Here is an 18,103-nt window from a genome sequence, read left to right on the forward strand (position 1 = left end):
ACGCGACCCGGAAAATTGCGTTTTGTTAGCTTTTTTGCGGCAGGATGTTACTATCCATGCTTGAGGTGAATAATGTTATCGCGATTTATCGCCATTTCACTGACTGTCGCCGGACTGCCCGCTGTTCCATCGGCCCACGGGGCGGAACTTGCGCGAACGACCTATGCGGTCGGTTCCATCGACTATATCGGCTATGACCGGATGGGCGCCAACGGGCTGCCTGTCTGCGGCGCTTGCAGCCAGCGGCAAGAGGCTGAAGCCGAAGCGCTGAAGGAAATCGAAGCACGGCGCAAGCGCGCCCGCGCCTATATGGCGCGCATGCAGGGCAAGCCGCTGCCGGAAGACGTGCAGGAACAGCCCGCTATCATCCCGACCGAACAGAAGATGCCAGACTTCGACCCCGCCAAGCCCGTGCGCGTCGTCGGCGATCCGTGGGCAGGCGCATCGGGAGAAGTGGACCTCAGTTCGCTGACGCTCAGACCCAGCCTTCAATAATCCTCAAATAAAAATGGCGCCAACCGGCGCCATTTTTATTTCGTATAGGCTGGCTATCAGCCAGCGATCTTGGAGAAATCCGCAACCTTGCCGGTGGCCGTGCGGATCAGGTCGAGCAGAGCCAGACGGTTGGCGCGAACATTTTCGTCCTCGTCATTGACGAGCACCTTTTCGAAGAACGTATCGACCGGACCGCGCAGCTTGGCGAGCGCCAGCATCGCGCCCGAAAAATCTTCGCGGGCAATGGCCGTTTCGGTTTCGCTCGATGCGAGATTGACCGCGTCGAACAGAGCCTTTTCCTCGTCCAGCTTAAGAAGCGAAGCATCGACGCTGCTCGCGACTTTGGTGCCCTTCTTCTCTTCCGCTGCCAGAATATTGGCGGCGCGCTTGGTGCCAGCCAGCAGGTTCTTGCCGTCTTCCTCATTGATGAAGACGATCAGCGCTTCCAGGCGGCGTGCGACCAAAAGCAGGTTGTCGGCTTCCGGCGTCAGCACGGCGTCGATAGCGTCGTAACGTGCGCCTTCGTCTTTCAGATGCACCTTGAAACGGTCGTGAAGGAAGGAGAGAAGATCGGCCAGCACCGGTTCGGCGCTGCGGTCGGCTTCGGCACGAACTTCCGTCTCATAGTTGCGCAGTGCATTGTCGACATCCTGTTCGCCATCGACATCGCCAGACTTTTCACCTGCAAGCCTGGCTTCGAATTCACGCAGCTTGCGCTGGACCACGCCTTCTTTCAGCGCGGCGAAGGCCGAACGGAACAGCGGCAGCAGCGGGAATTTCCAGTCCTGCGATAGCAGAAGACGAATCACGCCAAGGGCGGCACGACGCAGCGCATAGGGGTCTTTCGAACCGGTCGGCTTTTCGTCAATGGCCCAGAAGCCGACCAGCGTATCGAGCTTGTCGGCCAGCGCCACGGCAACCGAGACCGGGTTCTTCGGCACCACATCGGACGGGCCTTGTGGTTTGTAATGTTCTTCAACCGCTGCGGCGACGGCTGCATCCTCGCCCTGAAGCAAAGCATATTTGCGGCCCATCGCGCCCTGAAGCTCGGGGAATTCACCCACGACTTCGGTGGTCAGATCAGCCTTGGCCAGCACTGCCGCACGTGCAGCAAGCTTCGGATCGGCACCGACCAGCGGCGCGATCTGCGCAGCCAGTTCGCGGATACGCTCAACGCGAGCGCCTTGCGTCCCGAGCTTGGCATGGAAGGTCACGTTCAACGCGTCCAGCCGCGCCATGCGCTGATCGAGCGGCTTCTTCAAATCGAGGCCGAATTTTTCCGCCGAGGCGCTGAGCTTGTCGAGGTCGGGCAGATCATGCTGATCGGTGTGCCAGAAATAGAGCGCATCCGACAGACGTGCGCGCACCACCTTGCCGTTACCGTATGCGATTTCCGTACCGCCATCGCGGGCTGCGATGTTCGACACCAGAATGAACCGGTTGGACAGCGCTTCCGTTTCGCCCTGCTTGCGCGTGACAAAACACTTCTGGTTGGCGCGGATGGTGAGGCGGATGACTTCCGGCGGGATCGCCAGAAACTCTTCCTCGAATTCGCCCATCAGCACGACCGGCCATTCGACAAGACCTGAAACTTCCTCCAGAAGCCCCTCATCCTCGACCAGTTCGAGTCCCGACGCGAAGGCAAGGTTATGCGCGTCCTGCGAAATCATTTCCTTGCGGCGTTCGGCGTCGAGCACCACAAAAGCCTTTTCCAGCTTTTCGACATAATCGTCGAAGCGGCGCACCTTGATCGCCTGACCGTCGCTCAGGAAACGATGACCATAGGTCAGATTGCCGGACTTGATGCCATCGACGTCGAATTCGATAACCACTGTTTCCTCGGTTTCAGGGCCGAAGGTGCACAGGATCGATTGCAGCGGACGCACCCAGCGCAAAGCACCGGGCTTTGCCGAAGCCGCGCCCCAGCGCATGGATTTCGGCCAGGGGAAATTGCGGATCGTCTGCGGCACCAGCTCGGCGACGATTTCTTCCGCCGGGCGGCCCGGCTTCGTCAGATGGGCGACATAGAAATCGCCCTTCTTCGGATCGGAATGCACATGGGCCTGCGCAACATCGGTGAGACCGGCCTTGCGCAGAAAGCCCTGAATGGCCTGTTCCGGTGCTGTGACCGACGGGCCCTTGATGTCCTCATGCACGTCCTTGGAACGCACGGTCAGGCCGCGAATGTCGAGCGTCAGGCGACGCGGCGTCCAGTAAGCGGTCGCGGCTTCATAGGTAAGACCGGCTTCGACCAGACCATCGGTGATCATCTTTTTCAGATCGCCGGCAGCCTTGCGCTGCATGCGGGCCGGGATTTCCTCGGAAAAGAGTTCGAGAAGTAAGTCAGGCATTAAACAGCCTCATTCTTGTAATTAAAGCCGCCTGCATCGGTGAGCAGAAATGCCTCGCCGCACTGACGCGCGAGATTGCGGACGCGCAGGATGTAGCTCTGGCGCTCGGTGACCGAAATCACGCCGCGCGCATCCATCAGGTTGAAAACATGGGATGCCTTAATGCACTGGTCATAGGCGGGGAGCACGCATTTGTGCAAAGAGCCCTCGCCCGTGCTGCCCGCCTTCAAAATGGCTTCGCATTCGCGCTCGGCATCAATGAAGTGGCGATGCAGGATTTCGGTATCGGCCATTTCGAAATTGTAGCGGGAATATTCCTGCTCAGCCTGCAGGAACACATCGCCATAGGTAACCTTTTCGTCGCCTTCGAGACCGTTGAAATTGAGGTCGTAGACATTGTCCACGCCCTGCACATACATGGCGAGGCGCTCCAGACCATAGGTCAGTTCCCCGGCGACCGGCGAGCATTCAATGCCGCAGACCTGCTGGAAATAAGTGAATTGCGACACTTCCATGCCGTCGCACCAGCATTCCCAGCCAAGCCCCCAGGCGCCGAGCGTCGGGCTTTCCCAGTCGTCTTCCACGAAACGCACATCATGCAGCGTCGGATCAAGGCCGATGGCCTTCAGCGAACCGAGGTAAAGGTCCTGAAGGTTCGGCGGCGATGGCTTGATGATGACCTGATACTGGTAATAATGCTGCAGCCGATTGGGATTTTCGCCATAGCGGCCATCCTTGGGACGGCGCGACGGCTGCACATAGGCGGCTTTCCACGGCTTCGGCCCGAGCGAACGCAGCGTGGTTGCCGGATGAAACGTACCCGCACCCACTTCCATGTCGTAAGGCTGCAAAATAGCGCAACCATGTTCCGCCCAATAGTGATGGAGCGTCAGGATCAGACCCTGAAAGGAACGGGTGGGATGCATATGTGCGGGCAACATGCTGGACGAATTAGACACCGGGCTGGGCCTCGTTATTGAAATGATGGCCCGGTCTAAGCAGGATTTCCGAAAAGTGGCAACCGGTTTTCGGATAAAAATCCTGCCAGATCATACATCAGCACCGCAGGGTCAAGCACAGACTGCCGGTTTCAGTGTCCTATCGCCCTGAAACCGGACCTATCTGCCGCTTTTAATCCGTCGTCGGCTTTTCCGGTGTGGGCGCAGCTGGTGCAGGCGCGACAGCAGGCGTGTCCTGCTTCGGTTCTTCCGGCTTCGGCTGGTCCGGCTTTTTCTCGCCTGGCTTGGTCGCATCGGCGGAAGACTGGCCCGGAACGTCGGGCAGGCCCTTCTTCAGCTTTTCCTCGATCTTGACGAGTTCTTCCGGCTCCGGCTTGCCTGCAATCGCATGGTTCCACTGAAACGTCGCCTCAAGCTGGCGACCAACGCGCCAATAGGCATCGCCCATATGATCGTTGATCGTCGGGTCTTCCGGGCGCAGCTTAACAGCCTTTTCCAGTTCCACCACCGCTTCGTCGTAACGACCGAGCTTGTAATAGGCCCAGCCCAGCGGATCGACGATGTAACCGTCCTGCGGGCGCAACTCGACCGCCTTCTTGATCATGTCGAGCGCACGATCGAGATGGATGCCCATATCGACCCAGGAATAACCAAGATAATTCAGCACCTGCGGCTGGTCGGGATAAAGCTCCAGCGCCTTGTTGAAACTCGGTTCCGCCTTGTCCCACTGCTTCAGACGCTCATAGGCGATGCCGCGCTGGTAGAAGACCGGCCAGTCCTTGCGTTCCGGCGTCTTGATCTGTTCGACAGCCGCGTCATAAATCTTGGCGGCTTCGGCGAAATTCTTGTCCTGCGCGTAAACGCCACCCAGCGCCAGATAGGTACGGATGTCGGTCTTGTCGCGGCCCAGAAGCGTCTTCAACTGCTCAATGGCCTCGGCAGACTTGTCATTATCGGCAAGGTTCAGCGCGCGCTGCATTTCGGCATCGCGGCGATAGGGCGATTTTTCCGGCACTTGCGCATAATATTCCACTGCCGCTTCCGGACGGCGCAGCTTGGCCGAAATATCGCCAAGCTGGAACAGGGTCGCATCATTGCCCGGACGCAGCGGCAGCGAGAGTTGCAGATAAAGCTTCGCAAATGCCTCTGCACCGCTGCGGTTGATCGCGGTGCCGAGCGTATAAAGCACTTCACCAGCGCCCTGCTGCGGCGTTTCGATCAGGCGGTCAACTTTCTGCCCCGCCTCGACCTGCTCGCGCAGTTCGGTGAGCGTCATGCGACCATTCAGCAGTTCCTCGCCATCCTTCAAGATCTGGATGGCCCCGGCCTTGTCGCCCTGACGCAGCTTGAACGAGGCATAGGCCATAATGATGCGTTCATAGGTGTCGGGCGCAGCGCTGCCGCCGGGACGGTCATCGAAGGCCTGCTGGTAGAATTCCGCCGCTTCCTTCTTCATCCCGGCCTGATCGGCGATCAAAGCAGAATTATAGGTGCGGAACAGGCCATACCATTCGGGGCCTTCCATCTTCTTGATATCGGCCAGTGCCTGCTTGGGATTGCCCTGCCCCACCTTGACCCACGCATTCATGAAGCCTGTCGCAAGCCGGTCCATGTCGGACTGCATGGACAGCATCAAAAGCGGTCCGACCTTGCGGTACTGCTTTTTGGAAATAGCGTCGATGGCAAGGGCGACGCGAGAGAAACGCTCGATATCCGGCACATTCTGCAATTCGGAAGCAAGTGGCAGGGCGTCTTTGAAGCGGCCTTCGGTCAGCAGAACGAGAAGCAGGTCCTGCTTGACCTGACTGTTGCCCGGATCGAAAGCCATGGCCTGACGATAGAAATCGGCGGCGGCGGACAGGTTGTTATCGGCTTCGGCGGTGCGGCCCGCCAGATAGGCGCCAGCAAAGGAACCGGCCCGAACAGCAGGCGTGACGACGGGAGCGGGATCGGCTGCCGCCTTGGCCCATGCGCCGCTGGCAGGCATTGCAATTCCCGCCAGAAGCGAAAAAAGCAAACCGTAAAGCGGGCCGTTTTTCATTCCATGCCGCATGAAGCCCAATCCTCTTCTCACATTCCCACCTGTGCCATCGGCAACGAATCGCCGACCGTATCCAAAACCGACAAGCCGTCTCCTCACCGGAAAAGGCACTTCAAGCATGGCCTTTTTGGGATGAGGGGGCAAGAAAAGCATCCGTGATGGGGTGCTTTTCCTGATCGATCCCGTTCGAAATATTCGAACTCAGTTCACGCGGCTGATGCAGAAGTCGATGACTTCGATGAGGGCATCCTTTTCCGGCGAGGCCTTCAGCGGCGCCAGAGCATCGCGGGCAATCTCGCCAAAGTGGCGCGCACGCTGCACGGTATCGGCAATCGCGCCATGTTTGGTCATCAGGCCGATGGCCTTTTGCAGCGATGCATCGTCGCTGGCACCGTCCTCGATGGCGTGCTTCCAGAACGCGCGTTCATCATCGGTGCCACGACGGTAGCTGAGAATCACCGGCAGCGTGATCTTGCCTTCGCGGAAGTCGTCGCCCGTGTTCTTGCCCAGATCGGCAGCCGAGCCACCATAGTCGAGCGCATCGTCAACCAGCTGGAAAGCGAGACCGAGATTGAGACCGTAATCCCGCAAGGCTGCGCGATCCGAACGCTGCACACCGGCGATGATCGGGCCGACTTCGGCAGCCGCCGAAAACAGCGCCGCCGTCTTGGCCTTGATGACCGCCAGATATTCGTTTTCGGTGGTTTCCATGTTCTTGGCAGCGGCAAGCTGCATGACTTCGCCCTCGGCGATCACCGAAGCAGAGGTCGCCAACACGTCAAGCGCGTCGAGCGAGCCGACATCGACCATCATCTTGAAAGCCTGACCGAGCAGGAAATCGCCGACGAGAACGCTGGCCTGGTTGCCCCAGATCATGCGGGCGGTGCTTTTGCCACGGCGCAGATCGCTTTCATCAACCACATCATCGTGCAAAAGCGTTGCGGTATGCATGAATTCGACAGCGGTTGCGAGACGCACATGACCGTCGCCGTCGTAACCGAACATGCGGGCGGCAGCGAGCGTCATCATCGGGCGCAGGCGTTTGCCGCCCGACGAGATCAGATGATTGGCGACTTCGGGAATCATTTCGACGTCGGAACCGGCGCGTGACAGGATCATTTCGTTTACGCGCGCCATATCGGCCTTCGTCAGGTCGACAAGCGGCTGCACCGATCCTGTCTGCTTTTTCTTGTCGTCGAGATTCAGAACCACACCCAATGCCATTACTCCTTGATGGGGCCGCCACCATATTTAAGCGCGGCGGAATGCTCAAGACGCATTCCGTGCCTTCACTGCCTGTTCAACATTGACGGAAGCTGTTGTCAATGCGGTGCATTGGCTCCAAACTAGGTAAATGATCGAACTTATCCGCACCAACGATTCCGTCCTTTTGTCTTTCGCCGAAGCCTTGATGAAGGAAGCGGGAATAGCTTATTTCATCGCAGACACCAATATGAGCATTATCGAGGGGTCGTTAGGCGTACTGCCGCGCCGTCTTCTGGTCAGTGAGGATCAGCTGGACGAAGCGCGGCAAATCCTGATCGATGCCGAGATTGAACACGAACTGCGCGATCAATGACCCTGACGACCGAAGACGAGATTGAAGAAACGCTGGATGTCTTTCATCGCGGCGCTTTTCATCTCGTGCAACCGGCAATGAAAGGGCATCGCTCCGGCGTCGATGCGATGATCCTTGCAAGCGCGGTGCCGGACGGCTTTGCCGGACGCCTCGCCGATCTTGGCAGCGGTGCGGGTGCAGCCGGGCTTGCGGTTGCGGCCCGATGCGCGGCAAGCCGCATTACCCTTGTCGAACGCTCTGGCCTGATGGTCGGCTTTGCCAGAAAGACCATCGCGCATCCCCTGAATACAGCTCTGGCAGACCGCCTCGCGATTGTGGAAGCGGATGTGGCGCTGACCGGAAAAGCGCGTGTTGCGGCAGGTCTTGCCGATAACAGCTTCGATTTCGCCATCATGAACCCGCCTTTCAACGAAGCGGCGGACCGGCGCACGCCCGATCCGCTCAAGGCGGAAGCGCATGTCATGCCCGAAGGCATGTTCGAACAATGGGTGCGCACGGCGGCGGCCATCGTCCGGCCGGGCGGCGGCATCGCCATCATAGCGCGACCGGGCTCGATTGCGCTCATTCTGGAAGCGCTCACCGGGCGCTTCGGCGGCTTGCGCATCGTGCCGGTGCACCCCCGCGGTGACGCAGCGGCAATCCGTATCGTCGTCACCGGCACGCGGGGCAGCCGCGCCGGTCTCTCGTTCATGCCGCCACTCGTCCTGCATGGCGACAGCGGCAACGGTTTCACACCCCGCGCCAATGCCATCAACAACGGCCAGACCGCGCTTCTTTGATCCGGGGAGAATAAACCGTGCTGCTTATCGTCGGAACCGTTCGGCTGCCTGCTGCGAAGTTGAATGAGGCGCGCCCTGTCATGCAGCAAATGATCGAAGCCAGCCGCGCCGAGGCTGGCTGCATCGACTATTCCTATGCCGCCGACATTCTCGATCCGGGTCTTATCCATGTAAAAGAGCTGTGGCTGGACCGGGCTTCGCTGGACAAACATTTTGCCTCCGGGCACATTGCCGCCTGGCGTTCGACATGGCCGACACTCGGCATCACCGACCGCGATCTTGTGCTCTACGAAGTGGATGCGCCGCAAAGCACCTAACAGTTTCTTTAAGGAGACCGATGAACCACAGTCCAAATTCCGCTCGCCCCGTATCTCTCATGCGACGCTTTCTGGATAGCGAGGTTGCCGGTGGCCTGGTGCTGATGGCAGCGGCAGCGCTTGCGCTCATCGTGGCCAACTCACCCTTCTCGCAAATCTATTTCGATGCGCTTCACGTCTATATGGGCCCATTGAGCCTTGCGCACTGGATCAATGATGCGCTGATGGCGGTGTTTTTCCTGCTCGTCGGGCTGGAGATCAAACGCGAATTCATCGACGGGCAGCTTGCAAGCTGGCCAAACCGGATGCTACCGGGCATTGCCGCAGCAGGCGGCGTGATCCTGCCTGCGATCATCTTCGCGTCGCTGAATTTTCACGATGCCGAAAAAGTGCGGGGCTGGGCGGTGCCTTCCGCAACCGATATCGCCTTTGCGCTCGGGGTCCTGTCGCTGCTCGGCTCACGCGTACCGTCGAGCCTCAAGGTTTTTCTGGCGACGCTCGCCATTCTCGATGATCTGGCCGCCGTCGTCATCATCGCCATTTTCTACACAGCCGAAATCTCGATGCCCTATCTGGGCGGGGCTTTCATAACTGCGATTGCGCTTTTCGCGATGAACCGCATGGGCGTGATGAAGCTGCTGCCCTATCTGATCGGTGGCGCAATTTTGTGGTTCTTCGTGCTCAATTCCGGCGTTCACGCCACCGTCGCCGGTGTGGTGACAGCGCTGATGGTGCCGCTGAAACCTGCGCCCGGCAAACCGGATGACATGACGTCACCGCTGCACATCCTCGAACATGCGCTGGCAAAACCGGTCGCCTTCCTCATCGTGCCGATCTTCGGCTTTGCCAATGCGGGCATTTCCTTTGCCGGGCTCGATGCCTCGGTGATGGGCGACACGCTGACACTCGGCATTCTGCTCGGGCTTTTTGTTGGCAAGCAGCTTGGCGTGTTCGGCGCAGCCTGGCTCGCCATCAAGACCGGCCTTGCGCAAAAGCCGATGGGCGCCAGCTGGGCGCAGCTTTATGGCGTCGCCATATTGTGCGGCATCGGCTTTACCATGAGCATTTTCATCGGGCTTTTGTCCTTCCCGTCCGATCTCATGCAGACCGAAACGAAAATTGGCGTTCTGGCCGGTTCGGCGCTCTCGGCCATATTCGGCTACGGACTGTTGCGGATCGTGGCAAAACCCGCGAAAAAATGATCCTACTCACCCTCCGAAGATATAAATTTTCGGAGGGTTTTCTTTGTGTTTCCCAGATTGGTTCCTACATTGGCAACCAACAGTTGATCCAGTTTGGAGTTTGCCTTGCCCGGTTTATTGACGCGCCTTGTTCCGCGCCGCTTTCGCAATGCCGCAATTGAAATTCCCGTCGTGCGCCTGCATGGCGCCATCATGAGTGGGGGTTCAGCGCTGCGCCCGTCGCTATCGCTGGCATCGACCGCCGCCGTGCTGGAAAAGGCTTTCAGCAACAAGCATGCGCCAGCCGTGGCGATTTCGCTCAATTCTCCCGGCGGTTCACCGGTGCAGTCGCGCCTGATCTATCGCCGCATTCGCGATCTCGCCTCCGAACACCAGAAAAAGGTTTTCATCTTCGTTGAGGATGTGGCCGCATCCGGCGGTTATATGATTGCCCTGGCCGGTGACGAGATCATCGCAGACCCCTCCTCCATCGTCGGCTCCATCGGCGTGGTGTCCGCGTCATTCGGTTTTCCGGAATTGCTGAAGAAAATCGGCGTGGAGCGGCGCGTCTATACCGCCGGCAGCAACAAGGTCACGCTTGATCCGTTCCAGCCGGAAAAGAAGGCCGACATCGAACGGCTGAAATCGCTGCAACTCGAAATCCACGACACCTTCATCGAAATGGTCAAGGAACGGCGTGGCAACAAGCTTGTCGAGGAATCCGACCTGTTCACCGGCCTGTTCTGGACCGGCACGACAGCCTTGCAGCTCGGCCTCATCGACGGGCTGGGCGACATGCGCAGTTTCCTGCGCAAGACCTATGGCGACAAGGTGGAGCTCCAGCTGATCCAGCCCCAGCGCGGACTGCTTGGCCGCAAGGTTCCGGGCGTCGGCATGGCGCTTTCATCGGCGTTTTCCGGCTTGGAACCGGCGGAAATTGCCGCCCATCTCGGCGACGGCCTGCTCTCCGTTGCTGAAGAAAAAGCGCTTTGGGGACGCTATGGTCTTTGAAACATCACGGTTTCTCGTGATAAGATGTCAGAAATGACAGGGTGCGATAAGCGCGCGCCCAACACGACACATAAGGAATTTGGTCATGCCACAGCTCATTTTTCTGCTGCTGATCATCATCGCCGCCTGGTATGGCTACCGCTCGTTCAAGCGTGAAGCCACACGCGTGTCGCAGCGCGTTCGTCAGGCCGAGAAGGAAGCGCAGAACCGTGCCAACGGCACGCTGGTGCAGGACCCGAAAACCGGCGAATATTACGTCAAGAAAGACTGATCCGCTTAAACCCCGATGACCGACACCCTGTTGCGCGCCCGGCCTGCTGACAGCCGGTCTGTTACCCGTCTTGCCCCTGCGAAAATCAACCTCGCGCTGCACGTCACCGGACGGCGCGACGATGGCTATCATCTGCTCGACATGCTGGTGGTCTTTGCGCACTATGGCGATACGATAACGGTTGCCGATGCTCCGGAAGACCGGTTTACGGTCAGCGGGCCTTTCGCCTCGGCGGTTCCCCTCGATGGCGGCAATCTGGTGCTCAAGGCGCGCGATGCATTGCGCGCGCATTCCGGGCGCGATCTGCCGCCCGTTGCCATTCATCTTGAAAAAAACCTGCCCATAGCATCGGGTATTGGCGGCGGCTCCAGCGATGCGGCGGCCACATTGCTTGCCCTCAACACGCTCTGGAACCTCCAATTCGATTTCGACCGGCTCGCCGCGCTCGGTCTGGCGCTTGGCGCTGATCTGCCCATGTGCCTGCATGGTGCGGCGCATGGCACGCCGCTGACGGCGCGCGGCATTGGCGAAGACCTTGCACCTGTTACGGGCCTTCCGGCCCTGCCCCTGCTGCTCGTCAATGACGGCACGGCGCTTGCCACGCCCGATGTGTTTCGCGCCCTCGACAAGCGGAACAATCCCGCCTTGCTGCCGCCCGACCAGAATGAACTCGGCGCGCTCTGCCATTACCTTGGCACGACGCGCAATGATCTCCTGTCGCCAGCCCTGGCGCTTGCTCCGCAAATCGGCGACAAGCTTGCGCTGCTACGGGCGGGCGATGCGCTATACGCCCAGATGTCCGGTTCCGGCGCGACCTGTTTTGCAATCTTCGCCGACGAAGACGCCCTGCAAAAGGCCGCAGCCCGCATGAGAGCCGAAAAGCCGGACTGGTTTGTCATCGCGACCGGCACAGCTGCATCGTAACCCTCACACAGCTGTAACCCGCCTCCTCCGATATTGATTCTGCCTGCTTTGCGCTTGCGTGCAGCCCGCAGAAATCCATTCTCCTTCGATAGTCAGTAACACCCTATTCAAAAGCCAGCTATTGTTCACTCTTATTGGACAATAAACACGGACACTCTGTTCGCGATTTATGAACAAAAAGCGTCATATAACAGTCACGTGATTGCTGGTATATCAATCAAACTGTTGATTTTACGTATATATTTTTCCTATTTTCGATTGTTTCCAAATATTAACGAGCACGAATGTGTGATTAACAAAACATTTTCGTGACTGGAACTTTTGCCCATTGTCACCCATTTCAGCTGCATCGGAACGACGAAAAGAAACGCCGCTCCAGTTTCCAAGGAGATAGGAAATGAAAAAGATTGTTCTTGCTGCTGCTGCCCTCGCCCTGAGCGCCGGCGCTGCCTTCGCTGAAAACCCATATGTTGGCGAACCTGCAGACCTCTATGCAAATGACCGCACCCCGGTTGTTTCGCAGACTGTTGACCACACCGCAACCGCAACCATCCAGTCTGGTTCGGCCTATCAGGACGGTTCTGCAAATCGTTTTGGCGACGCTTCGCCTTCGAGCTACCAGAACTAATCAGGCCTACGCCTGACTGCATAACGGGCGTCGCGCTGAAAACGCCGCTGACGCCCGCCCTGCCGGAATCCTCCCAAGCAATCCCGGCGATTGATTTCCCCTCCCTGATGGATGGCATTTCGGCCACCCGGGACGCCCCGGACAGAACCCAGTGATTGGGTGTCGTTCGTGCGGCAAACGAAAAGGAATATGAAAATGAAAACGTTTGCTCTTGCTGCTGCCGCCCTTGCCCTTAGCGCCGGTGCTGCCTTCGCAGAAAACCCACATGTTGGCGAACCTGCAGACCTTTATGCAAACGACCGCACCCCGGTTGCTTCGCAGACCGTTGACCACACCGCAACTGCGACGATCCAGTCGGGTTCGGCCTATCAGGACGGTTCCGCGCATCGTTTTGGCGACGCTTCGCCTTCGAGCTACCAGAACTAATCAGGCCAAAGCCTGCTGCATAACGGGCGTCGCGTTCGAACGCTGACGCCCAAGGCCGGGCCTCAAACGATCCGGCTTCAACAGTTATCTCCCCGAAGGATGGTGCCTGAGCCACCCGGGTGCCCTTACTTGCTTCCCGATTGGTTCGGGTGCCATCCGAAGGGCGATCTTCAAAGGAATATGAAAATGAAAAAGCTTGCTCTTGCTGCCGTTGCCGTTGCCCTTAGCGCCGGTGCTGCTTTCGCAGAAAACCCGCATGTCGGCGAACCGGCCGACCTCTATGCAAACGACCGCACCCCGGTTGCTTCTCAGACCGTTGACCACACCGCAACCGCGACGATCCAGTCGGGTTCGACCTATCAGGACGGTTCTGCACATCGTTTTGGCGACGCTTCGCCTTCGAGCTACCAGAACTAATCAAGATAGAAGCGAAAGCTGCTATCTTACAAAAAAGGCGAAGCTCCTGCTTCGCCTTTTGCTGTTTAGAGCCTGAATCAAAAAGCGGCACGTGTGTGCGAAAATGGTTATTTTCGAGTACCGGAGCGGGGCGTACTCAAAGTACGTGAGCACCGGAACGCAGAAGATTGCCATTTGCAGCCACACAGGACGACTTTTGGAACAGGCTCTTAGGGACCGCTTCAATCCTGCGTGGGCGGATGAATGCCATGCTTGAGCCGCACTGGCTTCATCTGACGCGGAAGCCCAGCAAAAGCCATCCCGTCCAAAATCAGAGGCTTGATCATATCCAGCCGAACCAGAAGCCCGGCATCGAGCGTCGGCCCCTTGCCGAACACTGCCGCCTTCAACCCGCCAAGCCCGCGCTCCCCGGCCAGCGTGAACCGCGCCGGATCACTTGTGCCTTCCATATGGCGACGCGCAACTTCTTCCCATCCATCCTGCGGAATAGCGCCCGGCGCGAGAACCAGAACCCAGGGCGTGCGGATCTCGCTTAACGCCGCCGCCTTATCCGCGCCATCGCTGAACGAACATCCGGCGCCAATCGCCACCAGTGCGGTTTCATCCGACGAGCCTTTGTCGATCACCAGAACGCGACGAACAAGCCCCTCCACCACCGCTGGCACAAGCGCCGACAATGTGTGGGTCAGAGGCTTTTCGGAATTCTGCGTTTCTATAATCACGGACAGCATGCGCGCTTCTTATATCAACAGCGCGTGAACGGAAAGCGGAACGAACTATGTTCTTGATTTGTTCTTACTCTTCGGATAGGAATAGATTCATCAGACAGAGTCGGACAATTACCAGAAGCGTTGCCGCATGCAAGCCGTCAGAGGCTTTGCCGGACATGCTTTGAAGCTCCGCAGGGAGATGAATATGGCAGCTATCCAGCACGCAGATATCATCAAGCAGGCAGACATGGCCGCATTCGGCACTGGCCGTGCGGAGCATGCCAACGCGCTTGTCGGCGAAGCGGGGCTGCGGATCGATCACAGCCGTCGGCGTGGACGCGGTGCGGGCATTAATCCGACGGGACGCTTTGAGCCGACCACGCGCGAGGATTTCGACGACGGCTGGACGACGCTGGAAGAGCTGCCCGCTTTTAACACCGATGTGCAGGTGGAAAAGCCGCGCACGATCATCACCCGCAACGATTCTCCCGATATCAGCTTCGACCGTTCGATCAATCCTTATCGCGGTTGCGAGCATGGCTGCATCTATTGTTTCGCCCGCCCGAGCCATAGCTATATGGGGCTGTCGGCTGGTCTCGATTTCGAATCCCGCCTGTTCGCCAAGCCGGACGCGCCGCGCCTTCTGGAACGCGAACTGGCGAAGGCTGGCTATCAGCCCAAGACGATTGCCATCGGCACCAATACCGATCCATACCAGCCGATCGAGAAGAAATGGCGCATCATGCGCGAAATTCTCGAAGTGTTGGAAGCGGCCAACCACCCCGTCGGCATCGTAACGAAATCGGCGCTTGTGGTGCGCGATATCGACATTTTGAGCCGCATGGCTGAAAAGGGTCTCGCCAAGGTCGCGCTATCGGTGACGACGCTGGACGCGCATCTGGCCCGCACGATGGAGCCGCGCGCTTCGACGCCGAGCCTGCGCCTTCAGGCAATCCGCAAGCTGACCGATGCAGGTATTCCGGCTTCGGTCATGATGGGACCTGTCATTCCGGGTATCAACGATCACGAGATCGAGCGCATTCTCGACGCGGCTTATGCGCAAGGAGCGCGCGAGGCTGGCTATGTACTGCTGCGCCTGCCGCTGGAAGTAGCGCCCTTGTTCAAGGATTGGCTGCTGCGCAATTATCCCGACCGTTACCGGCATGTGATGTCGCTGGTGCGCTCGATGCGCGACGGCAAGGACTACGATGCCGAATGGGGCAAGCGGATGCGCGGCACCGGCCCTTATGCCTGGCAGATCGGCCGCCGGTTTGAAATCGCCGCCCGCAAGCTCGGCTTCAACAGCCAGCGCAAACACTTGCGTACCGATCTGTTCGAACCCGTCCAGAAAGGCGGCAAGCAGTTGTCATTGTTTTGATGGCCACACCCAATACAGATTAACACACTATCTATTTCCGCCTGTCCCGTCAGGCGGATCGGGTCCTGCTTCCCGCCACCATTCCTCTTGGCAGGACCTTGCGGAGAATCGGAGGCAATGCGAAAATCGCCGCCTCATGAAAAGCACGGCTTCTGATTCTCCTCTTCTATTCGACATCCCACTCGTGCCCGACTTCTCTGAAGAAGCGAGGCTGCTGGCGCGTGGGCTTCGCCATATTGTCGGCATCGATGAAGCGGGGCGCGGGCCTCTCGCCGGGCCGGTCGTAGCTGCTGCCGTGCTGCTGGACGCAAGCGACGTTCCCGACGGGCTAGACGATTCCAAACGTCTCAATGCAGCCAAGCGCGATGCGCTCTATGAGACTATTCTGGCGAAGGCCATAAGCGTCTCTGTTGCAAGTCTCAGCGCCCGCAGCATCGATGTCAGCGATATTCGGAAAGCTGCTTTGGAAGCCATGCGTCGCGCCGTACACGGGCTGATCTTACAGCCATGCCACGCATTGATTGATGGGCGCGATGTACCGCCCGGCCTGCCCTGCCCCGGTTCCGCCCTCGTGAAGGGCGATCAGCGCTCCGTGTCGATTGCTGCGGCTTCCATCGTCGCCAAAGTGACGCGGGATCGCATGATGGAGCGCGCAGGCAGCGTTCACACGATCTACGGCATGGAAGTGCATGCAGGCTATGCAACCGCCCGCCACCGCGCCGCCATTGAAAGCGACGGCCCCATCCCCGGCCTGCACCGTTACACTTTCGCACCGATCAAGGGACGCTTTGAGCCTCACACTTAAGCGCATCGTGTAGATGCGAAACGCCTGAACGGAAATCAGTCCGCAGGAATGAGCCCTTATCCGGCTCGGTCCGAAAAGATGCGAGCGCAAAACCGGAAGCTGCACCGATCGAATCCTGGTGGATTTATCAGGCGCCACTGGCGGCGATCAACCAGATCGCGCCGGTTATGTCATCCATCGCCCCCGGTAGCTCCATTCTTTTCGAATACTCGGCATGTCCCTGAATGGCTCATCCATTCCACTGGTATGCACCGCCGAATTGGCGCACCCTCTCCGAGGCCTTATTAAAACAAAAATGCCGCCCTTTCAGGCGGCATTTCAAAACTCAAAAGGTCGCGAGAACCTTAGTTCATGTTCGACTTGACCTGAACCAGTGCGTCCTTGAACAGACCGCCGGAAACCTTGGTGTCAACCTTGTCGGCGACAAGCTTGCCAGCGGCGGCAACGGCGAGATCGACAGCCGAAGCGCGGACGGCATTGATAGCGTCGACTTCAGCGGTTGCGATCTTCTGTTCAGCCAGCTTGTTACGGCGGGCCACATATTCTTCAGTCGCACGCTTGGCGTCTTCGAGAAGAGCCTTGGCTTCGCGTTCAGCAGCGGCGACGATATCGCCTGCTTCCTTTTCGGCTTCCTTGCGCTTGCGATGGTATTCGGCCAGAAGCTGCTGTGCTTCTTCGCGCAGCGTACGGGCTTCTTCCAGTTCCTTCTTGATGTGATCGGCACGCTCATCGAGCGAACGACCAACCATGGCCGGAACTTTCAGATAGGCGAGGATCGCCAGGAAGATGATGAGGCCAACAAGTGCCCAAAATGTAGCGTCCATTGTCCTCTCCTCAGGCGTTCACGGCCTTGACAGCGGCTGTTACCGAAGCCTTGTCGGCCTTGGTGCCCAGAAGCTGTTCGACGATTTCAGCCGTGGTTTCCTCGGCGATGGTGCCGACGTCGCTCATGGCCTTGGCCTTGATCGCAGCAATACGCTCTTCGGCGTCCTTGAGCTTGCCTTCCAGCGCAGCTTCGGCAGCAGCGCGTTCGGCGTCTGCTTCGCCCTTGCCTTTTTCGCGAGCAGCTTCTGCAATGGAAGCGGCCTTGGTGCGGGCCTGGGCCAGTTCCTGCTCATAAGCAACGATGGCGTTATCGGCATCCTGCTTGAGACGGGCAGCCTGCTCGAGATCCTGGGCGATACGGTCACGACGGGTTTCGATCACGCCGCCAATGCGCGGCAGAACCACGCGCGACATGAACAGATAGAAAAGACCGAAAGTGATCGCCAGCCACAGAAGCTGCGAGGCGTAGTGGGTGGAATCGAACGGAGGGAATACGCCGCTGCCGTGTCCGGCATCCTGCGCGACCCCGGTTTCGGTGTGCACAGCATCAGCTGCGCCGTGCTCACCAGCAGCTGGTGCCGGTTGCGATTCGGTGGCGGTTTGGGCAAACGCCGTGGACACGAACATCCAGATTTCCCCTTAAATCGAGCATGATCTGATCCGAAAACCGGTTCCCGTCTTCCGGGATCATGCCTACTCGAACGTCATATGCAAAGGCCAGCCGCGCTGCATTTCAAGATACAGATCGCGGCAGGCCAGACTCTTGAACCGTTTATTAGACGGCGAAGAGGAGCAGAAGCGCGATGAGCAGCGAGAAGATGCCCAGAGCTTCCGTAACGGCGAAACCGAACACCAGACGGCCGAACTGGCTGTCAGCAGCGGACGGGTTGCGCAGAGCGCCGGAGAGGTATTGGCCGAAGATGTTGCCGAGGCCGAGAGCCGTACCGGCCATACCGAAACAGGCGAGACCGGCGCCGATGTACTTTGCTGCTTCCGCTTCCATGTT

21 protein-coding genes are annotated in these 18,103 nt (G+C 58.8%); 13 read left to right on the forward strand and 8 right to left on the reverse strand.

Translation table 11 applies throughout. The annotated features are described in order from the left end of the window. Window positions 1-72: 72 nt before the first annotated feature. Window positions 73-495 (forward strand): hypothetical protein, encoded by a 423-nt coding sequence (locus tag QLQ11_RS06205; protein ID WP_109368437.1) that lies wholly within the window; start codon window positions 73-75, stop codon window positions 493-495. Window positions 496-551: 56 nt separating this feature from the next. Here the strand turns inward: QLQ11_RS06205 and glyS are convergent, their stop codons facing one another. The 4 genes from glyS to QLQ11_RS06225 all read right to left on the reverse strand — a co-directional run bounded on the left by glyS (window position 552) and on the right by QLQ11_RS06225 (window position 7,064). Next, window positions 552-2,846, reverse strand: coding sequence for a glycine--tRNA ligase subunit beta (gene glyS / locus QLQ11_RS06210; protein WP_121537331.1), 2,295 nt, complete (start codon window positions 2,844-2,846; stop codon window positions 552-554). Continuing rightward, window positions 2,846-3,772: a glycine--tRNA ligase subunit alpha gene (locus QLQ11_RS06215; RefSeq protein ID WP_109370177.1), complete on the reverse strand. Its 927-nt coding sequence runs from the start codon at window positions 3,770-3,772 to the stop codon at window positions 2,846-2,848. The genes glyS and QLQ11_RS06215 overlap by 1 nt, the downstream gene beginning before the upstream one ends. A gap of 205 nt (window positions 3,773-3,977) precedes the next feature. Continuing rightward, window positions 3,978-5,858, reverse strand: coding sequence for a tetratricopeptide repeat protein (locus QLQ11_RS06220; RefSeq protein WP_371835844.1), 1,881 nt, complete (start codon window positions 5,856-5,858; stop codon window positions 3,978-3,980). A gap of 189 nt (window positions 5,859-6,047) precedes the next feature. Then, window positions 6,048-7,064, reverse strand: coding sequence for a polyprenyl synthetase family protein (locus tag QLQ11_RS06225; protein ID WP_109370175.1), 1,017 nt, complete (start codon window positions 7,062-7,064; stop codon window positions 6,048-6,050). A gap of 136 nt (window positions 7,065-7,200) precedes the next feature. Between QLQ11_RS06225 and QLQ11_RS06230 the strand changes: the two genes are divergently transcribed. The 10 genes from QLQ11_RS06230 (at window position 7,201) to QLQ11_RS06275 (ending at window position 13,379) form a co-directional block, all read left to right on the forward strand. Beyond that, a complete protein-coding gene (locus QLQ11_RS06230) occupies window positions 7,201-7,425 on the forward strand; it encodes a DUF2007 domain-containing protein (RefSeq protein WP_109368435.1) in 225 nt (74 codons plus the stop codon). Next, window positions 7,422-8,204, forward strand: a complete 783-nt coding sequence (locus QLQ11_RS06235) for a tRNA1(Val) (adenine(37)-N6)-methyltransferase (RefSeq protein ID WP_109368434.1) — start codon at window positions 7,422-7,424, stop codon at window positions 8,202-8,204. Before QLQ11_RS06230 ends, QLQ11_RS06235 begins: the two co-directional genes overlap by 4 nt. 17 nt (window positions 8,205-8,221) lie before the next feature. Beyond that, window positions 8,222-8,521, forward strand: coding sequence for a putative quinol monooxygenase (locus QLQ11_RS06240; protein WP_109368433.1), 300 nt, complete (start codon window positions 8,222-8,224; stop codon window positions 8,519-8,521). A gap of 20 nt (window positions 8,522-8,541) precedes the next feature. Next, window positions 8,542-9,723 carry a Na+/H+ antiporter NhaA gene (gene nhaA, locus QLQ11_RS06245; RefSeq protein WP_171316575.1) on the forward strand — a complete coding sequence of 394 codons (1,182 nt, stop codon included), beginning with the start codon at window positions 8,542-8,544 and terminating at the stop codon, window positions 9,721-9,723. 105 nt (window positions 9,724-9,828) lie between these two features. Continuing rightward, window positions 9,829-10,713, forward strand: a complete 885-nt coding sequence (locus QLQ11_RS06250) for a S49 family peptidase (RefSeq protein WP_171316579.1) — start codon at window positions 9,829-9,831, stop codon at window positions 10,711-10,713. 85 nt (window positions 10,714-10,798) lie between these two features. After that, entirely contained in the window at window positions 10,799-10,984 is a 186-nt protein-coding gene (locus QLQ11_RS06255; protein ID WP_109368432.1) for a hypothetical protein, read from the forward strand. 15 nt (window positions 10,985-10,999) lie between these two features. Continuing rightward, the gene (locus tag QLQ11_RS06260) at window positions 11,000-11,908 is read left to right on the forward strand and encodes a 4-(cytidine 5'-diphospho)-2-C-methyl-D-erythritol kinase (protein ID WP_109368431.1); all 909 of its coding nucleotides are present in this window, start codon (window positions 11,000-11,002) and stop codon (window positions 11,906-11,908) included. A gap of 397 nt (window positions 11,909-12,305) precedes the next feature. Beyond that, window positions 12,306-12,536, forward strand: a complete 231-nt coding sequence (locus QLQ11_RS06265) for a hypothetical protein (protein ID WP_124915184.1) — start codon at window positions 12,306-12,308, stop codon at window positions 12,534-12,536. A gap of 195 nt (window positions 12,537-12,731) precedes the next feature. Beyond that, window positions 12,732-12,962 carry a hypothetical protein gene (locus tag QLQ11_RS06270; RefSeq protein ID WP_109368429.1) on the forward strand — a complete coding sequence of 77 codons (231 nt, stop codon included), beginning with the start codon at window positions 12,732-12,734 and terminating at the stop codon, window positions 12,960-12,962. Between the two features lie 186 nt (window positions 12,963-13,148). Then, window positions 13,149-13,379: a hypothetical protein gene (locus QLQ11_RS06275; RefSeq protein WP_109368428.1), complete on the forward strand. Its 231-nt coding sequence runs from the start codon at window positions 13,149-13,151 to the stop codon at window positions 13,377-13,379. Window positions 13,380-13,600: 221 nt separating this feature from the next. Here the strand turns inward: QLQ11_RS06275 and QLQ11_RS06280 are convergent, their stop codons facing one another. After that, complete coding sequence (locus QLQ11_RS06280; protein WP_109368427.1) at window positions 13,601-14,110, reverse strand: glycosyl transferase; 510 nt, start codon at window positions 14,108-14,110, stop codon at window positions 13,601-13,603. 184 nt (window positions 14,111-14,294) lie between these two features. Between QLQ11_RS06280 and QLQ11_RS06285 the strand changes: the two genes are divergently transcribed. Together QLQ11_RS06285 and QLQ11_RS06290 are read left to right on the forward strand one after the other, a co-directional pair. After that, complete coding sequence (locus QLQ11_RS06285) at window positions 14,295-15,467, forward strand: PA0069 family radical SAM protein (protein ID WP_124915183.1); 1,173 nt, start codon at window positions 14,295-14,297, stop codon at window positions 15,465-15,467. A gap of 136 nt (window positions 15,468-15,603) precedes the next feature. Next, window positions 15,604-16,272, forward strand: coding sequence for a ribonuclease HII (locus QLQ11_RS06290; RefSeq protein ID WP_109368425.1), 669 nt, complete (start codon window positions 15,604-15,606; stop codon window positions 16,270-16,272). A 344-nt stretch (window positions 16,273-16,616) separates the two neighbouring features. Here the strand turns inward: QLQ11_RS06290 and QLQ11_RS06295 are convergent, their stop codons facing one another. The 3 genes from QLQ11_RS06295 to QLQ11_RS06305 form a co-directional block, all read right to left on the reverse strand. Continuing rightward, window positions 16,617-17,096 (reverse strand): F0F1 ATP synthase subunit B, encoded by a 480-nt coding sequence (locus QLQ11_RS06295; protein ID WP_109368424.1) that lies wholly within the window; start codon window positions 17,094-17,096, stop codon window positions 16,617-16,619. A 10-nt stretch (window positions 17,097-17,106) separates the two neighbouring features. Beyond that, window positions 17,107-17,724 (reverse strand): F0F1 ATP synthase subunit B, encoded by a 618-nt coding sequence (locus QLQ11_RS06300; protein WP_109368423.1) that lies wholly within the window; start codon window positions 17,722-17,724, stop codon window positions 17,107-17,109. Window positions 17,725-17,872: 148 nt separating this feature from the next. Then, window positions 17,873-18,100 carry a F0F1 ATP synthase subunit C gene (locus QLQ11_RS06305; protein WP_002963544.1) on the reverse strand — a complete coding sequence of 76 codons (228 nt, stop codon included), beginning with the start codon at window positions 18,098-18,100 and terminating at the stop codon, window positions 17,873-17,875. Window positions 18,101-18,103 lie beyond the last annotated feature (3 nt).

The sequence above is a fragment of the Ochrobactrum sp. SSR genome (genome assembly GCF_030067775.1).
In the GTDB taxonomy this organism is placed as follows: Bacteria; Pseudomonadota; Alphaproteobacteria; order Rhizobiales; family Rhizobiaceae; genus Brucella; species Brucella teleogrylli.